Origin of the sequence: Microbacterium sp. KRD172 (assembly GCF_017168295.1) — a bacterium.
GTDB classification, from domain to species: Bacteria; Actinomycetota; Actinomycetes; order Actinomycetales; family Microbacteriaceae; genus Microbacterium; species Microbacterium profundi.
Window position 1 is genome coordinate 3,043,284 of record NZ_JABFAS010000002.1, and the last position, 17,036, is coordinate 3,060,319.

Annotated in this window: 21 protein-coding genes; 7 read left to right on the forward strand and 14 right to left on the reverse strand. The window is 67.6% G+C overall.

The window, feature by feature from the left end; all coding sequences use genetic code 11:
* Positions 1–7: 7 nt before the first annotated feature.
* From J1M43_RS14940 to J1M43_RS14950, 3 genes are read right to left on the reverse strand one after another with little or no spacing between them, the layout of a single operon-like run.
* Complete coding sequence (locus J1M43_RS14940; RefSeq protein ID WP_206477177.1) at positions 8–820, reverse strand: nitroreductase family protein; 813 nt, start codon at positions 818–820, stop codon at positions 8–10.
* A 4-nt stretch (positions 821–824) separates the two neighbouring features.
* On the reverse strand, positions 825–1,199 hold the full coding sequence (locus J1M43_RS14945) for a hypothetical protein (RefSeq protein ID WP_206477178.1): 375 nt from the start codon (positions 1,197–1,199) through the stop codon (positions 825–827).
* 31 nt (positions 1,200–1,230) lie between these two features.
* The gene (locus J1M43_RS14950; RefSeq protein WP_206477179.1) at positions 1,231–2,043 is read right to left on the reverse strand and encodes a MerR family transcriptional regulator; all 813 of its coding nucleotides are present in this window, start codon (positions 2,041–2,043) and stop codon (positions 1,231–1,233) included.
* Between the two features lie 145 nt (positions 2,044–2,188).
* On the opposite strand from J1M43_RS14950, the gene J1M43_RS14955 reads away from it, so the two are divergent.
* Both J1M43_RS14955 and J1M43_RS14960 read left to right on the forward strand, forming a co-directional pair.
* Positions 2,189–3,028: a DUF4097 family beta strand repeat-containing protein gene (locus J1M43_RS14955; RefSeq protein ID WP_206477180.1), complete on the forward strand. Its 840-nt coding sequence runs from the start codon at positions 2,189–2,191 to the stop codon at positions 3,026–3,028.
* On the forward strand, positions 3,025–3,663 hold the full coding sequence (locus J1M43_RS14960) for a PadR family transcriptional regulator (RefSeq protein ID WP_206477181.1): 639 nt from the start codon (positions 3,025–3,027) through the stop codon (positions 3,661–3,663). The genes J1M43_RS14955 and J1M43_RS14960 overlap by 4 nt, the downstream gene beginning before the upstream one ends.
* 2 nt (positions 3,664–3,665) lie before the next feature.
* Here the strand turns inward: J1M43_RS14960 and J1M43_RS14965 are convergent, their stop codons facing one another.
* On the reverse strand, positions 3,666–4,208 hold the full coding sequence (locus J1M43_RS14965) for a universal stress protein (protein WP_033105288.1): 543 nt from the start codon (positions 4,206–4,208) through the stop codon (positions 3,666–3,668).
* 149 nt (positions 4,209–4,357) lie between these two features.
* Between J1M43_RS14965 and J1M43_RS14970 the strand changes: the two genes are divergently transcribed.
* Positions 4,358–4,543 (forward strand): DUF3073 family protein, encoded by a 186-nt coding sequence (locus tag J1M43_RS14970; RefSeq protein ID WP_033105289.1) that lies wholly within the window; start codon positions 4,358–4,360, stop codon positions 4,541–4,543.
* Between the two features lie 78 nt (positions 4,544–4,621).
* Here the strand turns inward: J1M43_RS14970 and J1M43_RS14975 are convergent, their stop codons facing one another.
* The 3 genes from J1M43_RS14975 to purM are packed head-to-tail and all read right to left on the reverse strand — an operon-like array spanning position 4,622 to position 8,556.
* A complete protein-coding gene (locus J1M43_RS14975; protein ID WP_033105290.1) occupies positions 4,622–5,938 on the reverse strand; it encodes an MFS transporter in 1,317 nt (438 codons plus the stop codon).
* The gene (gene purF / locus J1M43_RS14980) at positions 5,935–7,392 is read right to left on the reverse strand and encodes an amidophosphoribosyltransferase (protein ID WP_033105291.1); all 1,458 of its coding nucleotides are present in this window, start codon (positions 7,390–7,392) and stop codon (positions 5,935–5,937) included. The genes J1M43_RS14975 and purF overlap by 4 nt, the downstream gene beginning before the upstream one ends.
* Before the next feature lie 6 nt (positions 7,393–7,398).
* Positions 7,399–8,556 (reverse strand): phosphoribosylformylglycinamidine cyclo-ligase, encoded by a 1,158-nt coding sequence (gene purM, locus J1M43_RS14985; protein WP_206477182.1) that lies wholly within the window; start codon positions 8,554–8,556, stop codon positions 7,399–7,401.
* 61 nt (positions 8,557–8,617) lie between these two features.
* Here purM and J1M43_RS14990 point away from each other — a divergent pair, with 61 nt between their 5' ends.
* The gene (locus J1M43_RS14990; RefSeq protein ID WP_033105293.1) at positions 8,618–9,223 is read left to right on the forward strand and encodes a hypothetical protein; all 606 of its coding nucleotides are present in this window, start codon (positions 8,618–8,620) and stop codon (positions 9,221–9,223) included.
* A 93-nt stretch (positions 9,224–9,316) separates the two neighbouring features.
* On the opposite strand, the gene J1M43_RS14995 is transcribed toward J1M43_RS14990, so the two are convergent.
* The 3 genes from J1M43_RS14995 to J1M43_RS15005 form a co-directional block, all read right to left on the reverse strand.
* Positions 9,317–9,631, reverse strand: coding sequence for a hypothetical protein (locus tag J1M43_RS14995; protein ID WP_033105294.1), 315 nt, complete (start codon positions 9,629–9,631; stop codon positions 9,317–9,319).
* A 38-nt stretch (positions 9,632–9,669) separates the two neighbouring features.
* A complete protein-coding gene (locus J1M43_RS15000; protein ID WP_206477183.1) occupies positions 9,670–10,500 on the reverse strand; it encodes a siderophore-interacting protein in 831 nt (276 codons plus the stop codon).
* 469 nt (positions 10,501–10,969) lie between these two features.
* The gene (locus J1M43_RS15005; protein WP_033105296.1) at positions 10,970–11,338 is read right to left on the reverse strand and encodes a sterol carrier family protein; all 369 of its coding nucleotides are present in this window, start codon (positions 11,336–11,338) and stop codon (positions 10,970–10,972) included.
* Between the two features lie 71 nt (positions 11,339–11,409).
* On the opposite strand from J1M43_RS15005, the gene J1M43_RS15010 reads away from it, so the two are divergent.
* Both J1M43_RS15010 and purD read left to right on the forward strand, forming a co-directional pair.
* Positions 11,410–12,087, forward strand: coding sequence for a CoA pyrophosphatase (locus J1M43_RS15010; protein ID WP_206477184.1), 678 nt, complete (start codon positions 11,410–11,412; stop codon positions 12,085–12,087).
* A 31-nt stretch (positions 12,088–12,118) separates the two neighbouring features.
* Complete coding sequence (purD, locus tag J1M43_RS15015; RefSeq protein WP_206477185.1) at positions 12,119–13,411, forward strand: phosphoribosylamine--glycine ligase; 1,293 nt, start codon at positions 12,119–12,121, stop codon at positions 13,409–13,411.
* Between the two features lie 87 nt (positions 13,412–13,498).
* Here purD and J1M43_RS15020 read toward each other — a convergent pair whose 3' ends face one another.
* Together J1M43_RS15020 and J1M43_RS15025 are read right to left on the reverse strand one after the other, a co-directional pair.
* A complete protein-coding gene (locus J1M43_RS15020; protein ID WP_033105299.1) occupies positions 13,499–13,741 on the reverse strand; it encodes a DUF2442 domain-containing protein in 243 nt (80 codons plus the stop codon).
* Positions 13,742–13,773: 32 nt separating this feature from the next.
* On the reverse strand, positions 13,774–15,198 hold the full coding sequence (locus J1M43_RS15025; protein ID WP_206477417.1) for a DHA2 family efflux MFS transporter permease subunit: 1,425 nt from the start codon (positions 15,196–15,198) through the stop codon (positions 13,774–13,776).
* 176 nt (positions 15,199–15,374) lie between these two features.
* Between J1M43_RS15025 and J1M43_RS15030 the strand changes: the two genes are divergently transcribed.
* Positions 15,375–16,235, forward strand: a complete 861-nt coding sequence (locus J1M43_RS15030; protein ID WP_206477186.1) for a phosphoribosylaminoimidazolesuccinocarboxamide synthase — start codon at positions 15,375–15,377, stop codon at positions 16,233–16,235.
* Between the two features lie 28 nt (positions 16,236–16,263).
* Here the strand turns inward: J1M43_RS15030 and J1M43_RS15035 are convergent, their stop codons facing one another.
* Together J1M43_RS15035 and J1M43_RS15040 are read right to left on the reverse strand one after the other, a co-directional pair.
* The gene (locus J1M43_RS15035; RefSeq protein WP_206477187.1) at positions 16,264–16,656 is read right to left on the reverse strand and encodes a type II toxin-antitoxin system VapC family toxin; all 393 of its coding nucleotides are present in this window, start codon (positions 16,654–16,656) and stop codon (positions 16,264–16,266) included.
* Complete coding sequence (locus J1M43_RS15040) at positions 16,653–16,916, reverse strand: type II toxin-antitoxin system VapB family antitoxin (RefSeq protein ID WP_206477188.1); 264 nt, start codon at positions 16,914–16,916, stop codon at positions 16,653–16,655. The genes J1M43_RS15035 and J1M43_RS15040 overlap by 4 nt, the downstream gene beginning before the upstream one ends.
* Between the last annotated feature and the right edge of the window lie 120 nt (positions 16,917–17,036).

A 17,036-nucleotide genomic window follows, 5' to 3' on the forward strand; every position in this document is an offset into this window, starting at 1 on the left:
GCGCGGATCAGCTCTCGTGCCGGAGCTGCACGTCGTCCCACCCCTCCTGAGGCGTCTCGCAGTTCTCGCGATAGACGTACGGCGACGGGTGCTTGCGTTCGCTGCTCGACCAGTCGATAGCCGGGCGGCGCTGCTCGGGCGGCAGGTAGCCCAGCCGGTACACGGCCATCAGCTCCAGGTCGTCTGGCACATGCAGGAGCCTGACGATCTCGTCCCACCGGCCTGGCACCTCCATCGGGAACGAGATGAACTGGATACCCATGCCGAGCTCGACCGTGGTGAGCCAGACGTTCTCCATCGCCGCGCCCATGCTGAACACCGAGTAGAACGACGACAGCTGTCCGGGCCGGTACTCGCTGCGGTCCAGCATCACGCCCAGCAGCAACGGGGAACCCGCGACGAGCTTCCGGTTCTCCGCGCCCAGCGTCTTGGGCACGCCGAAGGTGTTCATGAGGGCCTGCCCTCGCTTCGTGAAGACCTGACCGGTGAAGGGGCGCAGCGGCGCCGGCAGCTTGTCGAACAGCATGCCGCTGCGCTTCTGCTCCATCTCGGCCTTGCTGAAGCGGAAGTACGGCTTGTACCGCTCGAAGAACGTGCCGTTCGACATCGCCTCGGTCATGCTCTCGCCCGAGATGCGCGCGATCTCATCGATCGTCTCTCGGCTCTCGATCACGACGAACCGCCAGGGCTGGCTGTTCAACTGCGACGGCGCACGACCCGCGGCCTCCAGCAGGATCCGCTGATGCTCCGCTGAGACGGGATCGGGCAGGAACGGCCCGTTCGTGGTCTTGCGGCGGCGGATGGCGTCGAGCAGTTCCATGCGATCACTTCCGGTCGGAGGGTCGGCGCGAGCGCACGACGCTCGCGACGAAGAAGGGGGCTGCGGCGAGCGCGACGAGCGGATGCCGGCGGCTGTGCGTCGGCACGTAAGCGATCGCGGCGAGCGGCACGATGGACGGTACGAGCGCCAGCGCGGCATACCGGCTCGCGCGCCGCGGCCTGCCCCAGCACGCCGTGCTGAGCGCCGCGGCGACGGCCGTGCACGTCGTGATGTAGAGCGCATGGTGCAGCCATCGGAATCTGCGAGTGTCGACGAACCTCACTGCGACGGCCAGTCCCAGTGCGCAGTTCGCCGCGTAGCCGAGTGCCGCTGCCCCGAACAGCGGCGCCGTGTTCGTGGTGGTCGAGCGGCCGGGCATGCATAGACCCTACGCCCGGCATCCGTGTGGCCTACAGATTCGCCTCGGCGTAGATGCGCAGCGCGTCGCGGACGAACTCCGCCCCTCGCGTGCCGCCGTCGGCGGTGGCGTAGTTGGCTCCGAACCGCGGATCGGCGACGTACATCTCACCGAGTCCGGTCACGTAGCCCTTGACGTCGCTGCCCGATGCGGATGCCGGAGTCCCCGGCACGCTCGTCAGCCATTCGACGTGGCGCTGGGCGAGTAGCTGTGCTTCGTCGGATGCCGGGTCGGCCCCGCTCTCCGCGGCGGCGATCCAGTCGCGTCCGAGATCGGACACGAGCTGCTGCCATTCGGCACGCTCGGACTTCGAGAGTCCTCGCCACCAGCGGTCGCTGTCGGCGTACGCCTTCTTTCCCCAACGGTCCTCGACCTCGTCCTTGTACTGGGTGTGATCGAAGCCGTCGAACATGTTCTCGGCCATGAGGGGTCCTCCTTCTTTCAATGTGCTGATCGTGGTCTCGACCGACGCGATCTGCCGCGCCAGCCTCTTCTGCTCCTCGCGCAGATACGCGAGGTGCGTCTCGAGAGCGGATGCCTCCGCCGCCGCCCCGGTCCCTGAGCCTGTCGAAGGGTCCGTCGAGGCCTCGAGGGCCTCGGCGATCTGGGGCAGCCCGAGCCCGAGATCGCGCAGCAGCAGAATCCGCTGCAGCCGAACGAGCGCGCTCTGGTCGTAGTGCCGGTAGCCGTTGTGCGCGATGCGCGACGGCGTCAGCAGACCGATGTCGTCATAGTGACGAAGCGTTCTGCTCGTCGTTCCGGCGTGGCGTGCGATCTCTTGGATCGACCAGTCCTGCGTGTCCACGGCATCCTCCCTTTCGTGTCGATATGACCAGCGTAAAAGTTGACGTCACGTCAATGTCAACCACATCTCTTGACAAACTCGCGATATATCGTGTTATTCTCTTCACACGCGATATATCGCGACTAATCCAACCTCAGGAGAGAACATGACCGAGAAGTGGCTCATCGCCCCCGGCGAGGAACGCGTCATCGACATCGCTCAGGCGACCCGGCTCAAGGTCGGCCTCGTCGGCGGACAGGTGGACGTCATCGCCCACGACGAACCAGGCATCCGCATCGAGGTGCACGGTGTCACAACCAAAGATCTCCGCATCGAATCCAACGGCGACGAGATCGAGATCGACCACCCGCAGCTGGGCTGGGACAACTTCCTCGAGGTGTTCCGCAACTTCGGCTCGGGCGGTCCCCGCGCCGAAGTCAGCGTCGCCGTGCCTCGCAGCATCGCCCTGAACCTCGGCGTCGTCAGCGCGGGCGCGCTCATCTCGGGCCTCACCAACGACGCGCGGCTGAACACCGTCTCCGGCGACCTCATCGTCGACACCCACACGGGCGATCTGACGGTGAACTCCGTCTCCGGTGACGTGCAGGTGCGCGGACTGACCGGCTCCGCGAACGCGAACAGCGTCTCCGGCGACGTCGCGATCACCGGCTCGGTGCGCAAGGCGACGGTCGACACAGTCTCCGGCGCGATCCTGGTGGATGCGACCGGCGCCGTGAACTCCATCAACCTGAACACCGTCTCCGGCAGCAGCACGATCCGCCTGGAGGAGACACTGCCCGCCAATTACGTGGCGCGCTCCCTGAGCGGACGGATGCTGATCGACGGCGTCGACCGCGGAAACTCCGGACCGACCAACTACACCGGCTCGACCGGCGAGCTCGCCGGCTCGTTCGTCGACGTGCGCTCGAACTCGGTCTCCGGAAACATCACCGTGCTGCGCCAGCCCATCATCACCGTGGCCGACGACGAGGAGTGGGACTCATGACCCCCGCCGTCTTCTCCCACGGCGACCTGCGTCTGTACCTGCTGTCGCTGCTCGCAGAAGCGCCGCAGCACGGCTACGGCATCATCCAGGCGCTCACCGATCGCACCGGCGGCACCTACACGCCCAGCGCCGGCACCATCTACCCTCGGCTCGCGAAGCTCGAGGAGGAGGGCCTGGTCTCCAAGACGGTCGACGGGCGCACCACGATCTACTCGATCACTGATGCCGGTCGCGCCGAACTCACCGGCCGCGAGGGCGACCTCGCCGGCATCGAATCCGGTCTCGCCGACTCTGTGCGCCTGATCGCCAACGAGGTGCGCCAGAGCGTGCAGGACGCCATGAAGAGCCTGCGCGCCGACCTGGCCGCTGCGGCGAACGACGAGCGGACGGCAGCGAAGGGCCACCCTCGGTCGACCTCGTCTTCACTGCCCGACGATCGCGTCACGAGCCGCGAGGAGCTGCATCGCGCAGACGCGTCGATCAACGCGTTCCGCGCGCGAGTGCGCACCGATCTGCGCACGCATGTCGCTCGAGGCGGCGTGCTCTCGGCATCCACCGTCACCGACCTGGATGCCGCGCTGGATGCCGCGGCCCGCGCCGTCACGCAGGCTCTGAACTCCCCGTCAGCTGAGTGACGCTACTCGGTCCAGATCTCCTGCTGATCGTCGGGGACCGACTCCTCGAGCGGCACCACCAGCACTGAACGATGCTGACGGTGGGCGAGACGCGCGGCGACGGATCCGGTGAAGAACTCGCGGATCGACTCGCCGAGACCGCGCTTGCGCGTGCCGACCACGATGAGCTGCGCGTCGATCTTGTTCGCGAGCTGCTTGATCGCAAGGGCCGGGTCGCCGACGAGCTGCCGCGCGGCCCAGGTGAGGCCCTTGCCGTCGAGTTCAGCGGCCGCAGCGGCCTGGACCTCTTCGAATTCGGCGGCGCCGGCCTCGATGTTCAGGTCGATCGGCGCGGAATGCACGTAACCGTCCGGATCCTCGTATGTGACGAACCGAGTGACGTCCACGTGGGCGACGACGAGCGGTGCGCTGAGGAGGCTCGCGTAACGCGCGGCCTCCTGCAGCACGTGCACGGCCTGCCCCGGCTGCATGCCGACGATCACGGCCTTCTGCAGCGCGGCGTTCTGGGCCGTTTCGTCGGACGGGGAGGAGGCTGCATCTGTCATGTGAATCGTTCCCTTCACGTGCCGGCGAAGGCCAGCGCACCTGGCCCTCGTGCTATTCTGAATGCTACTCTTACCGGCCGCACGCCGGTGTCGTGAAACGCGTCGGGCACCTGATTGCCCGCGTCCTAACTCGTAAGGGGGTCTCGCGCATGGGCCGTGGCCGTCAAAAGGCGAAACACACCAAGATCGCCCGCGAACTCAAGGCGTACAGTCCGTCTTTGAACACTTCAGCGCTTGAGCGCGAGCTTGCTCATCCGACGGATGAAGACGCTTACGTCGACAAGTGGGCTGATGATTACGCCGACGAAGACGAAGACGAACTAGAGAAGGCCTGACCGCCTGATCTGACAACCCCCGTACGCCGTGCGGGGGTTTTGTCGTGCCCGGAACCGGGCCCGATGAGACAGCGCTCCTCACCAGCGCCCGTGCCGACGCTCCCAGGCGTCCTCGATCGTCTGCCGCCGACCGGCGATCAACCCGAACGGGATGGCGACGACGAGTACGGCGCCGATGATCAGCAATGGCACCAGCCAGTCGCCCGTCTGATCGTGCACGATGCCGAGCAGGAGCGGGAACGCAGCCGCACCGATGTAACCGGCGCTCTGCACGAAGCTGCTCAGGGCGACCGCCGTCTCGGGTGTGCGCGCGCGTACGCTGATCAGCACCAGCGCCAGCGGGAAGAGCACCCCGACGACGCCGAACAGCGCCACCCACAGCCCCACGAGGGCGATCGACGGCAGCATGATGAGCCCGGCAAGGCCCAGGATCCCGCAGACGACGGCGACGAGGAAAAGGGGCCTGGTCGCCTGGAATCGGACGACCAGCACCGGCACGACGAGCGACGCGGGCAGGCCCATGAACGCGAACAGTGAGAGCAGCAGCCCGGCGGCGGATGCCGTCACCCCCGTCCGGTCGATGAGAATGGTCGGCAGCCACGCGAAGGAGACGTAGGCCATCGTCGACGAGGTGCCGAAGACGACCGCGATCGCCCAGGCCAGAGGCAGACGGGCGAGCCGTGCGAACACTCGCGAGTTCGCCGGAGCGACGGCGATCGGGCCGGTGACGAGGGTCGCAGGCTCAGGTGCCTCGGCATCCGATGTCGACGTCTCGCGCATCGGACGATCTTCGCGAGTGGCCGCAACCGGCACGCCCTCGGTGCGCCCGCGCAGCAGCATGAGCATCCACGGGATGCTGCCGGCGAGCGCGAACACGCCCCACATCGCCAGCGAGAAACGCCATCCTGCGGCATCCGCCACCGGCACGGCGACCAACGGCGGGACGAACGTCGACAGCGCCATCGCCGTCGTGTACAGCGTCATCATCATGCCGAGCCGGTCGGGGAAATACTTCTTCACCAGCGGCGGCAGGAGGATGTTCCCCATCCCGACTCCGGCGAAGATCAGCGCGGTCGAGAGCAGCAGCGTGATCGCGTCGACCGAGAATCCGCGCAGCACGAGGCCGGCGGCGATCGCGATCAGAGCGATCACCGTCACCCGTTCGAGCCCCAGCCGGCGCTCGAACAGCGGTGTCAGCAACCCGAAGATCGCGAAGCACACCGGCGGCGCTGTACCGATGAGCCCGACCACGGCCGACGAGACCGGAAAGTCCGCCGCCACGTGATCGAACAGCGGTGACAGTGACGCCACGGCCGAGCGCAGCGAGAAGGCGCACAGCACAATACCGAGCACTGCGAGCGCCCGACCGTGCCAGAGCGGGCGCGACGCGGTCACGACGACTGTGAGCTCTCGACCCAGGACAGGTACTCGTCGGTGACGGTGCCCGTGACGTAGCGGCCGTCGAAGCAGCTCATGTCGAGGTCGGTGACGTCAGAGCCCTCGATGATCGCGGCCTTCAGGTCCTCGACCTCCTGGTACACCAGGTGGTCGGCACCGAGCTCGGCGGCGATCTCGGGGATCGTGCGGTCGTGGGCGATCAGCTCGTGCTTGGAGGGCATGTTGATGCCGTAGACGTGCGGGTACCGCACCGGCGGTGCGGCCGAGGCGAACGTCACGGAGAGGGCGCCGGCATCCCGCGCCATCTGGATGATCTGCTTGCTCGTCGTGCCGCGCACGATCGAATCGTCGATCAGCAGCACGTTCTTGCCCTGGAACTCGGTCGACATCGCGTTGAGCTTCTGGCGCACGCTCTTCTTGCGCACCGCCTGGCCCGGCATGATGAAGGTGCGTCCGACGTAGCGGTTCTTGTAGAAGCCCTCGCGGTACTCGATGCCGAGCTTGCGGGCGACCTCCATCGCCGACGGTCGCGCGGAGTCGGGGATGGGCATGACGACGTCGATCTTCTCGCGCGGCACGTGCTTGGCGATCGTGTCGGCGAGACGCTCCCCCATCCGCAGACGCGACTCGTACACGGCGATGCCGTTCATCGTCGAGTCGGGGCGGGCGAGGTACACGTACTCGAAAGCGCAGGGCGTGAGCGTCGGGTTCTCGGCGCACTGCCTGCTGAAGAGCTCGCCCTGGTCGGTGATGAAGACGGCCTCACCGGGAGCGACCTCGCGGACGACCTCGTAGTCGCCGTTCTCGAGCACCAGCGACTCGCTGGTGACGACCCACTCGTCGTGCTCGGCGCCGTCACGGCGCCCGAGGATCAGCGGACGGATGCCGTATGGATCACGGAACGCCAGCAGACCGTAGCCCGCGATCACGGCGATCACCGCGTACGCGCCCTCGATGCGCTCGTGGGTGCGGCTGACGGCTTCGAAGATGCGCTCTGGCTCGAGGTCGACGTCGCTCGTCGTCGCCTGCAGCTCACCGGCGAGCACGTTCAGCAGCAGCTCGGTGTCGCTGGAGGAGTTCAGGTGCCGACGGTCGCGCTTGGCCATGTCGGCGGTGAGCTCACGCGTGTTGGTGAGATTGCCGTTGTGGATGAGGACGATGCCGTACGGCGCGTTCACGTAGAACGGCTGCGCCTCCTCCTCGCTGGATGCGGTGCCCTTGGTCGCGTAGCGCACGTGACCGAGGCCCACGTTGCCGAGGAGGGAGCGCATGTCGCGGGTGCGGAAGGCTTCGCGCACCATGCCCTCTGCCTTGATCGTGTGCATGACGCCGTTGGGCTCTGCAGTGGAGATGCCGGTGGCATCCTGCCCGCGGTGCTGCAGCAGGAGGAGCGCATCGTAGATGTCCTGGTTGACCGGGCCGCCAGCGACCACTCCGACGATTCCGCACATGGGGTATTACTCTGCTCCATCCGCGTATGCGCCGACGAGACGCACCGCACCACCGTCGACGCCCTTGGCGCCTTCTTCGAATTCTCCGGCCGGGCGTGCCCCCGTACCGACGGTCGCGACCTGCCACGCGTGGATTCCCTCTGCGGCGAGCGCGGTGATCGCGGCATCCTTCTGACGCTGATCGATCACCGCGAGGAAGCCGATGCCGAGGTTCCAGGTGCCCTCGGTCGACTCGAGGCCAGTGCCGGAGATGTCGCTGAGCACGCGGAAGATCGGGCTCGGCGACCAGGTCGCACGGTCGACCTCGGCCCAGCTGCCCACCGGGAGCACACGGGCGAGGTTCGCGGCGATGCCGCCGCCGGTGACGTGGCTGAGCGAGTGCACTGCGCTCGGTTCATTCGGCCCCTGAGCGGTCCCTGAGCCTGTCGAAGGGCGAAGGGTATCGAGCAGACGCAGCAGCGGGAGCGTGTACAGCCTGGTCGGCTCGAGCAGCGCCTCGCCCCAGGTGGTGCCGAGGTCGGCGGCGTCGTCGCCGTAGCCGATGCCGGCGCCGGTGATGATGTGCCGCACGAGCGAGTAGCCGTTGGAGTGCAGACCGCTCGATGCGAGAGCCAGCACGACGTCGCCGTCCTGAACGCGGTCCGCGCCGAGCACGGCATCCGCCTCGACGATCCCGGTGGCGGCGCCTGCGACGTCGTAGTCGCCGGGGCCGAGCAGGCCAGGGTGCTCTGCGGTCTCGCCGCCGACCAGCGCCGTGCCGGTGGCGGTGCACGCGTCGGCGATGCCGCGGACGATGTCGGCGATGCGCTCGGGGACGACCTTGCCGCACGCGATGTAGTCGGTCATGAACAGGGGCCTCGCCCCCACCACGACGATGTCGTCGACGACCATTCCGACCAGGTCCTGCCCGATCGTGTCGTGCTTGTCGATCGCCTGCGCGATCGCGACCTTGGTGCCGACGCCGTCGGTGCTGGTCGCGAGCAGCGGCTTGGTGTAGCCGAGCAGAGCGGAGGCATCGAACAGTCCGGCGAATCCGCCGAATCCGCCGAGCACTTCTGGGCCGTGCGTAGCGCGCACGGAGGACTTCATCAGCTCGACGGCACGATCACCTGCAGCAGTGTCGACGCCGGCTTCGGAATAGGGATTGGTGGGGGAGGCAGCCACACCACAAGACTACCGGTGACCGAGCCTGCGATTCTCCGCGCGACCTCCATAGGATGGGGCCATGGCCGAGAAGCCGCAGTGGTTGATACGCGAGGACGCCGGGATGCCGACGCTCGTCGCGCTCGCCCTCAGGCAGATGCTCGGGATCCGGGAGCCGGAGGGCCTGCCGAGCCTGCGCGACCTGCAGGTGCGCGCACCGGATGCCGCCGACGCCAGCGCCCCGCTAGAAGCGCAGTGGCGCGACTACTGGGACATGGCGGTGGAGCCGCGTGCGCACCCCGCAGAGGGCCCGCTGGAGCTCGTCGACGGGTTCGACACCCTCGTCGCTCTGCCCGCCACCGGAGCCGAGGAACTGCGCGAAGCGATCACTCCGCTCGCGGCATCCGCGCTGCAATACGCCCGCGATGCCCACAAGCGGTATCTGGGAACGATGAAGACGGCCACCGGGGGCGGCGCGTACCGCGCCTATGCGAGCGCGATCGCCGAGTTCGAGCGCGAGATCGGCCGCCGCGCGCACTCGTTCGAGCTGAACGTGCAGGTGCTGCCGTTCTCGCAACGAGGGATCTGGTGGATCGGCGCACTCACGGTCGCCGTCACGGATGGGCTCAGACGCGACGTGGTCGCATTCGACGCCGCCATCCGGCCGATCATCGCCGAGCTCGCCTGACTTGATCCGACAAGGCGACGCCCCGGGGCGTTGAGCGAGCGTCAGCGAGACGAAACGCGTTGAGCGAGCGTCAGCGAGTCGAAACGAGTACGGTCAGTCCGCCGCGATGATCGTCTCGCGGTCGACGCGCACGACACGGTCGTGGCGACGGGCGAAACGCTCCAGGACGATCGCGGCGACGCCACCGAGAGCGAGGCCGATCGGCACCGTCCACAGCAGTGCGAATCCGAACACCTGACTGGGCGGGTAGACGACGTCGAGCGCCTGAGACGGCTCGTAGCCTCCGACCATGGTCAGGATGCCGGCGGCGATGATCCCGAGCACGACTCCGATGCCCATGAACACGCCGTAGCGGGGCACCCGCCTGACGGTCGCCTCGACGGTCTCGTGAGAATCGGTGGAGGACATGCATCCATTATCCCACTGTTCCGGCCCTCGCGGGAGCGTCACACCTGCCCGACGGCCTCGCGCTTCTCCGCCTGGAACGCGTCTTCGCGGCGGCCATAGGCCCAGTACGCGGACAGCGAGAGCTGCGTGCGCTCCACTCCGCGCTCATCGGTGAGGAACGGGCGAAGCTGCTTCATCGCGCCGCGCTCGCCGTGCGCGAAGATCTGCACCCGACCCGAACGCCACTCGAGAGCTCGCACGGCGTCGATGAGCTCGGTGGTCGTCCCGGCCTCACGATCACCGCGGTGCAGCCAGCGCACCTCTATCCCCTCCGGAACGGTCAGCGCGAGATGCTCGGCCTCGTCCTGCACCTCGAGCAGCACCGTGCCGACAGCATCCGCCGGCATCGCCTCGAGCGCCGCCGAGATCGCAGGGATCGCCGATTCGTCGCCGGCGAGCAGATGCCAGTCCGCTGTCGCGTCTGGTGCGTAGCCGCCGCCGATACCGCCGAGAACCACCGGATCGCCCGGCTTGGCGCTCGCCGCCCACTGCCCCGCGACCCCCTCGTCGCCGTGCGTGACGAAGTCGATCCAGATCTGTCCAGCGTCGAGGTCGAAACGGCGGATCGAATAGGTGCGCACCGACGGCAGCAGTTCGACGGGCAGCCTCTCCCGCAGCTCCTCCATGTCGTACGGCGGCGTCAGGTTCGCCTCCGCCGGCGCGAACTGCATCTTCGTGTAGGCGTCGGTGAAGCCCTTGTCCTCGACAGCCGCGATGCCAGGTCCGCCGGCGATGATGCGCACCAGGTGGGGTGTCAGCCGGATGGAATCGATGACCTCGAGCACGATCTGAGGACGGGCGCGCCGCTGAGGACGATCGGTGGTTGTCATGAGTCAATCCTCCCCGATGGCGGCGGACGCGGCATCCCGACGCCGCTTGACGACGACACCGGTGCCGACACCCGCGCCGACAACGAGCAGCCACGCCCAGATCGGGAACCCTCCGGTCTCCGCCGAGATGGTGGCCCCGCGGCGTAGCGCAGGGCGGTGGCGCCCAGTCGCTGAGCGACCAGCTCCCGCGGCCCGAAACGGGCTGAGCGGAAAGCTCCCGCGGGTCGTTGAGCGAGCGCAGCGAGACGAAACGGGCTGAGCGACCAGCTCCCGCGGGTCGTTGAGCGAGCGCAGCGAGACGAAACGGGCTGAGCGACCGAAGGGAGTCGAAGCCTCTCCGACGACGTTTCGTCTCGCCTGCGGCTCGCTCAACGCGTTTCGTCTCCGGGGGCTGCGCCGCCTGCGCTCAACGACCCGCGATACCGGGGGCTGCGCCGCCTGCGCTCAACGACCCGCGAGTGTGCGACCGCTACGGACGCAAGGGCATCAGATCCGACAGATCTGCGCGCGTGCCGGATGCCTGCACGCGACCTGCGGCGACGACCTCTTCCCAGGTCTCGACACCCGTGGCGAGATCGATCCAGGTCGCGGCATCCATCTCGATGACATTCGGCGGCGTGCCTCGAGTATGGCGGGGACCCTGCACGACCTGCACCGCGCCGAACGGCGGCACCCGCACCTCGACGCTGTTGCCAGGCGCCTTCTCATCGAGCAGCTGCAGCAGGTAGCGCACGGCCGTCGCGAGCGCGGTGCGCGCTGGCTTCGTGTCCGCGGTGCGGGACACGCGCACAGCATCCAGCGCGTCGCGCCCGTCGCTCACATCGATCTTCCTGGCCACGGGATCAGCCTACGACGACGCGCGCGGCGGTCAGCGGCCACGCTCTCCGGGCGCCGCGTATGCTCGAAAGGATGAGTGTCTCGCAGCATCCGGAGGGCGCCCGCGCCGAGTTGCTCGCCGCCGCGCGGTCCGACAGCTGGGGCATCCTGCCGCAGCTCGCCGATCCGGACACGGCTCGAGAGTCCGCCGTCCTGATCCTGTTCGGAGTGCTCGACAGCACTCCGGCCCCGGTGATCGATGCGGCAGTCGCGAAGGATCTCGACGTGCTGCTCCAGCGACGCGCATCGACTCTGTCATCGCATCCTGGCCAGGTGTCCTTCCCCGGCGGAGGGCGCGAAACGGCCGATGCGGACTTCGTCGCCACCGCGCTGCGCGAAGCGGTAGAAGAGACCGGCCTCGACCCGGACGGGGTAGAGATCCTCGGAGTACTCCCCGAACTCCCCCTCGCAGCCAGCAACCACCTCGTCACGCCGGTGCTGGGCTGGTGGACGAAGCCGTCGAAGGTCGCCGCCGTCGACCATGCCGAGACCGTCGAGGTGTTCCGTGTGCCGGTCGCGCAGCTGCTCGACCCCGCGACGCGCTTCACCTCGGTCATCACCCGCGACGGGTTCCGCTTCAGCGGACCGGCGTTCGACGTCGATGGCACGATCGTGTGGGGATTCACGGCGATGGTGCTCGACCGCCTGTTCGACACCTGCGGGTGGACCGTGCCATGGGATGAGAGCGACGAACGTCCTGTGACCGTCTGACGGGGCTCGACCGGCTCGGTAGTCTGGACGGGTGAAGATCCTCGTCCTCGGTTCCGGTGCCCGTGAGCACGCGATCATCCTCGCCCTGAAGGCAGAGTCAGAGCAGGCGGGCGGTGCGAAGCACGAGATCGTCGCCGCGCCGGGCAACGCGGGGATCGCGCAGGATGCCGCGCTCGCCACCGTGGACCAGCTCGACGGCGGCGCGGTCACGACCTTCGCGAACGAGAACGGGATCGACCTCGTCGTCATCGGCCCCGAGGCTCCACTCGTCGCCGGTGTCGCGGATGCACTGCGCGAACGCGGCATCCCGGTGTTCGGCCCCGGCAGGGCCGCCGCGCAGCTGGAGGGCTCGAAGGCCTTCGCGAAGCGCGTGATGGAAGCGGCATCAGTGCCGACCGGACGCGCCGTGCGCGCAGCATCCGTCGCCGACGTCGAGGCTGCGTTCGATGACCTGGGCGCGCCCTACGTCGTCAAGGCCGATGGGCTCGCTGCAGGCAAGGGCGTCATCGTCACGTCGGACCGCGCCGAGGCACTCGCCCACGCATCGCACTACCTTCCGCAGGGACCGGTGCTGATCGAGGAGTTCCTCTCCGGACCCGAGGTGTCGCTGTTCTTCCTCTCCGACGGTGACACCGTGCGCGCACTCAGCCCTGCACAGGACTTCAAGCGCGCCTTCGACGGCGACGAAGGCCCCAACACCGGCGGCATGGGCGCGTATTCGCCACTGCCGTGGCTCGACGAGCAGTTCGGCAGCGAGCAGGCTTTCGTGCAGCAGGTCACCGACCAGGTCGCGCTGCCGGTGATCCGCCAGCTGGATGCCGAGGGCACACCGTTCATCGGGCTCCTCTACGCGGGACTCATCCTCACCGACAAGGGCATCAAGGTCATCGAGTTCAATGCCCGCTTCGGCGATCCTGAGACCCAGGTCGTGCTGCCGCGTCTGGTGACCCCGCTGTCCGAGTTGCTGTTCGCCGCGGCATCCGGAACTCTCGAAGACCAGCCGGACCCCGTGTTCTCGGGCGACGTCGCGATCACCGTCGTGCTCGCGAGCGAGGGCTATCCCGAGGCGCCGCAGACCGGCCGCCAGATCTCAGGGCTGTCGGATGCCGCGAGCGTCGAGGGCGTGCGGATCGTCCACGCAGCCACCGCCGGACCGGATGCTCCAGGCGGCGATCTGCTCGCCACCGGAGGCCGCGTGCTGAACGTGGTCGCCGTCGGATCAGACTTCGCCGTGGCCCGCACCCAGGCCTACGACGCGATCGGCCGCATCGGCCTGGACGGTGCGCACTTCCGCAGCGACATCGCCGCCCGCGTCGCGGAGTAGCACGCGGACCGGGCTCGCCCGCGCGAGGCTTCGACCTCAGTCGGCGAGGCTGAAGCTCTGCGGCAGGATCTCGGGGCTCAGCGCGTGCTATCGATCGTGCCCGTGCAGCAACGCAGCGACCGAGATGTCTTCATCGAGCTGAGGCCAGTGGATTCCTTCGCCTTCACCGATCAGGCGCCAGTCCGAACGCTGGGTCGGGCTCGCGGCAGAGAGTAGCGGGAACCAACTCAGCGGGGCGCTGACAGTGCGACCGTCCTTCACCCGCACGCGCACCTCTTCGTCGTCAACCACCACATCGATAACGACAGCGCCATCAACGGAAGTGCTCATGCCACGCCTCCTCGATCTGCTCGCGATGCCCGCTACGCGCGCGCGGCGAGGTGCTTCGGCCGACGCAGCACCAGCACGGCGGCGACGCCCAGCAGGATGACGGCCGCGGGCAGCAGCATGGTCTGCGCCATCGCATCCGCGAACGGCCCGGCGACAGCATCCGGCATCTGACCCCTACCGAATCCACCCGTGGCATCCGAGGCGCCGGGCAGGTTCGTCTCGAGGCGGTTCTGCATGAATGCGGCGATCGCGGCCGAGCCGAGAACCGAGCCCACTGTGCGCATCGTGTTGTAGATGCCCGAACCTGCGCCGGCCTGACGCGGCGGCAGGTCACGGGTGGCAGTCGTGGCGAGCGGACCCCACATACCCGCGTTGCCGAACCCGAGGATCAGCGACGGGACCAGCAACCAGCCGATAGGGATCTCGGTGTTCATCATCGTGGCGAACAGGAACAGCGAGATCGATACGAGCAGCAGCCCCGGCACGAGCATGAGGCGCGGGTCGATCCGATCGAGCAGCTTGCCGGCGAACGGGGAGATGACGCCGGCGGCGATCGCCATCGGAATCAGCAACAGGGCGGATTCGGTCGGGGTCAGCCCGCGAGCGAGCTGCAGGAAGAACATCAGCGGCAGGCCCTGCGCCGTCACCGTGAATCCGACGATCGCGATCGTGATGTTCGACCAGGCGAAGTTGCGATTGCGGAACAGCTCCAGCGGAACCAGCGGCTCGTTCTTCGTGCGCGACTGGTACCAGAGGAAGAGCACCAGTACGACGACGCCGGTGATGATCAGGCTCCACACCGAGATCGGACCCCAGATGACGCCCCAGTCGTACGTCTCCGCCTCCTGCAGTCCGAAGACGATGAGGAACAGGGCGATCGCGCTGAGGAAGACGCCAGGGACATCGAAACGATGCTTGTGCGTCTGCAGTTTCGGCACGAGGACGCACGCGAGGATGAACCCGATGACGCCGACCGGCAGGTTGATGAAGAAGATCCATTCCCAGCCGAGACCGTCGACGAGGAAGCCGCCGGCGAGCGGGCCGACGAGCATGGCGATGCCGGATGCTGCGCCCCACAGCCCCATCGCCGCGCCGCGACGCTCGGGCGGGAAGGTGCGGGTGATGACCGCCATGGTCTGCGGAGTCAGCAGCGCCGCGCCGAGCCCCTGCACGGCGCGCGCCCAGATCAGGCCGTCGAGCGTGGTCGACAGACCGCACCACAGCGAGGCGAGCGTGAAGACTGCGAGGCCGATGAGGTAGAGGTTCTTCGGGCCAAAGCGGTCGCCGAGGCGCCCGGTGATCAGCAGCGGCACCGCATAGGCGAGCAGGTAGGCACTCGTCACCCACACGACGCGGTCGAGACTGTTCGAGGTCGGATCCAGCGCTTCCTTGATCGCAGGGTTCGCGACCCCGACGATGGTCGTGTCGACGAGGATCATGAAGAATCCGATGACCATCGCCCAAAGGGCCGGCCATGGGCTGCTCGGACGCTGCCCAGTGGCGTAGGTGCCGGTGGAAGGGCCGGAGGATGCCGAGGAGTCAGTCACCCGGCAACGCTACACCCGGCCTCCGACACCGAGGCTCCGTGGATCAGGCGCCGACACACGCGGACTCCGCCAGGGATAATGGGCGGATGAGCGATGCACTGAACATCCCCGGCTGGCGTCACCTCTACTCGGGAAAGGTCCGCGACCTCTACGCATCGCAGGATCCCGCCGACACCTGCATCCTCGTCGTCGCGAGCGACCGGGTCAGCGCGTTCGACTTCGTGCTCTCCCCCGGCATCCCTGATAAGGGCGCGCTGCTGACAACACTCAGCCGTTGGTGGTTCGCGCAGCTCGACTTCCCGAATCATCTTGCAGAGGGTGCGATTCCGGATGCTGTCGCCGACCGCGCCATGCTCGCGCAGTCGCTGGAGATGCTGCCGATCGAGTGCGTCGTCCGCGGATACATCACCGGCACCGGATGGGCCGAGTACCAGCAGAGCGGCACCGTGTGCGGCATCCCACTGCCCTCGGGGCTCGAGAACGGCGACCGTCTTCCCGAGCCGCTGTTCACCCCCGCGTACAAGGCACCGATGGGCGAGCACGACGAGAACATCACGTTCGAGCGCGTCGTCGAACTGGTCGACGCCGAGCGCGCGACCGAACTGCGCGACGCCTCGCTCGCGATCTACGCGAAGGCAGCGGCGATCGCCGAGCAGCACGGGCTGATCCTCGCGGACACCAAGTTCGAGTTCGGGACCGATGCCAGCGGCATCCTGCGCCTGGCCGACGAAGTGCTCACGAGCGATTCCTCGCGCTACTGGGATGCAGCGACGTGGGAGTCCGGATCGACCCCGACCGAGCGCATGGCGAGCTTCGACAAGCAGATCGTCCGCGACTGGCTCGCCTCGAACTGGGACAAGCAGGGCGAACCGCCCACGCTGCCCGACGAGATCGTCGAGCGCACCGCCGACCGGTACCGCGAGCTCATCGAACGCCTTACGGCGTGACACTCCGGTCGCTGAGCTTGTCGAAGCGTCAGGGCGCGGCGACCCGCACGTCGGTGTGAATGAAATCGTCACCTTTGAACAGCAGGGGCTCGTCACGCGCCATCGCGAGCGCGTAGCTGAAGCAGTCGCCGAAGTTGAGCTTCGCTGGATGCTTCGATCCTCGCCCATAGCGCGCGTGAGCCTCGCTCGCGATGCGGACCTGGCGAGCGTCGAAGGGCACGACCTCAGAGGGGCCCCGGTCAAGAAAATCTCGGAGGTCGTTCAGCGCATCGACGCCGAGACGCGCCCGAACGACGATCTCCGACTCCAACAGTGTCGATGCGGAGATCGCAATGCCCTCTTCACGAATCAACTGAATGAACCGGGGCGCCTCGGGCTCCTTCAGCGCGATGGCCAGCAGCGCCGACGTGTCGACGATCATCGCGGTAGGCCGAGCTCGTCGTACATGTCATCCATGATCTCTTCATACGTTGGTCCGATCGGCGTGTGGGACTGAAGCCGCTTCAGCGCCGCGTCGAATTCTTCGCGTCGTCGCTGCTCCGCGCCATCCGCCACCTCGCCCATTTCTTCCAGCCTTCGCCGCACAGCATCCTCAACCGCACTCGTCTGACTCTGCCCGGTGAGCTCGGCGAGCCGGCGCACCATCTCGTGCACCCGTTCGTTCTTGATGTTGAGGCTCATACTCCCCATTTTCGCACCTTTCTACCATCACCACCACCTTTCTACCCTCGGCCTCCGACGTCGCCGCCTCGTGCGACTCGATAGTGTTTCTCCAGCATCCCCACCCCGATTCCCCCTCAC

Bases quoted from the DNA above. Each gene is read 5' to 3' on its own strand.
- J1M43_RS14945 (WP_206477178.1), bottom strand. From the start codon at position 1,199: ATGCCCGGCCGCTCGACCACCACGAACACGGCGCCGCTGTTCGGGGCA.
- purF (WP_033105291.1), bottom strand. From the start codon at position 7,392: ATGTGCGGAATCGTCGGAGTGGTCGCTGGCGGCCCGGTCAACCAGGAC.
- J1M43_RS15025 (WP_206477417.1), bottom strand. From the start codon at position 15,198: ATGGTCATCGGATTCTTCATGATCCTCGTCGACACGACCATCGTCGGG.
- J1M43_RS14955 (WP_206477180.1), top strand. From the start codon at position 2,189: ATGACCGAGAAGTGGCTCATCGCCCCCGGCGAGGAACGCGTCATCGAC.
- J1M43_RS15040 (WP_206477188.1), bottom strand. From the start codon at position 16,916: ATGAGCCTCAACATCAAGAACGAACGGGTGCACGAGATGGTGCGCCGG.
- J1M43_RS14965 (WP_033105288.1), bottom strand. From the start codon at position 4,208: ATGACAGATGCAGCCTCCTCCCCGTCCGACGAAACGGCCCAGAACGCC.
- J1M43_RS15030 (WP_206477186.1), top strand. From the start codon at position 15,375: ATGAGCGATGCACTGAACATCCCCGGCTGGCGTCACCTCTACTCGGGA.
- J1M43_RS14940 (WP_206477177.1), bottom strand. From the start codon at position 820: ATGGAACTGCTCGACGCCATCCGCCGCCGCAAGACCACGAACGGGCCG.
- J1M43_RS14960 (WP_206477181.1), top strand. From the start codon at position 3,025: ATGACCCCCGCCGTCTTCTCCCACGGCGACCTGCGTCTGTACCTGCTG.
- J1M43_RS14970 (WP_033105289.1), top strand. From the start codon at position 4,358: ATGGGCCGTGGCCGTCAAAAGGCGAAACACACCAAGATCGCCCGCGAA.
- J1M43_RS14990 (WP_033105293.1), top strand. From the start codon at position 8,618: ATGGCCGAGAAGCCGCAGTGGTTGATACGCGAGGACGCCGGGATGCCG.
- J1M43_RS15020 (WP_033105299.1), bottom strand. From the start codon at position 13,741: ATGAGCACTTCCGTTGATGGCGCTGTCGTTATCGATGTGGTGGTTGAC.
- J1M43_RS15010 (WP_206477184.1), top strand. From the start codon at position 11,410: ATGAGTGTCTCGCAGCATCCGGAGGGCGCCCGCGCCGAGTTGCTCGCC.
- J1M43_RS15000 (WP_206477183.1), bottom strand. From the start codon at position 10,500: ATGACAACCACCGATCGTCCTCAGCGGCGCGCCCGTCCTCAGATCGTG.
- J1M43_RS15035 (WP_206477187.1), bottom strand. From the start codon at position 16,656: ATGATCGTCGACACGTCGGCGCTGCTGGCCATCGCGCTGAAGGAGCCC.
- J1M43_RS14995 (WP_033105294.1), bottom strand. From the start codon at position 9,631: ATGTCCTCCACCGATTCTCACGAGACCGTCGAGGCGACCGTCAGGCGG.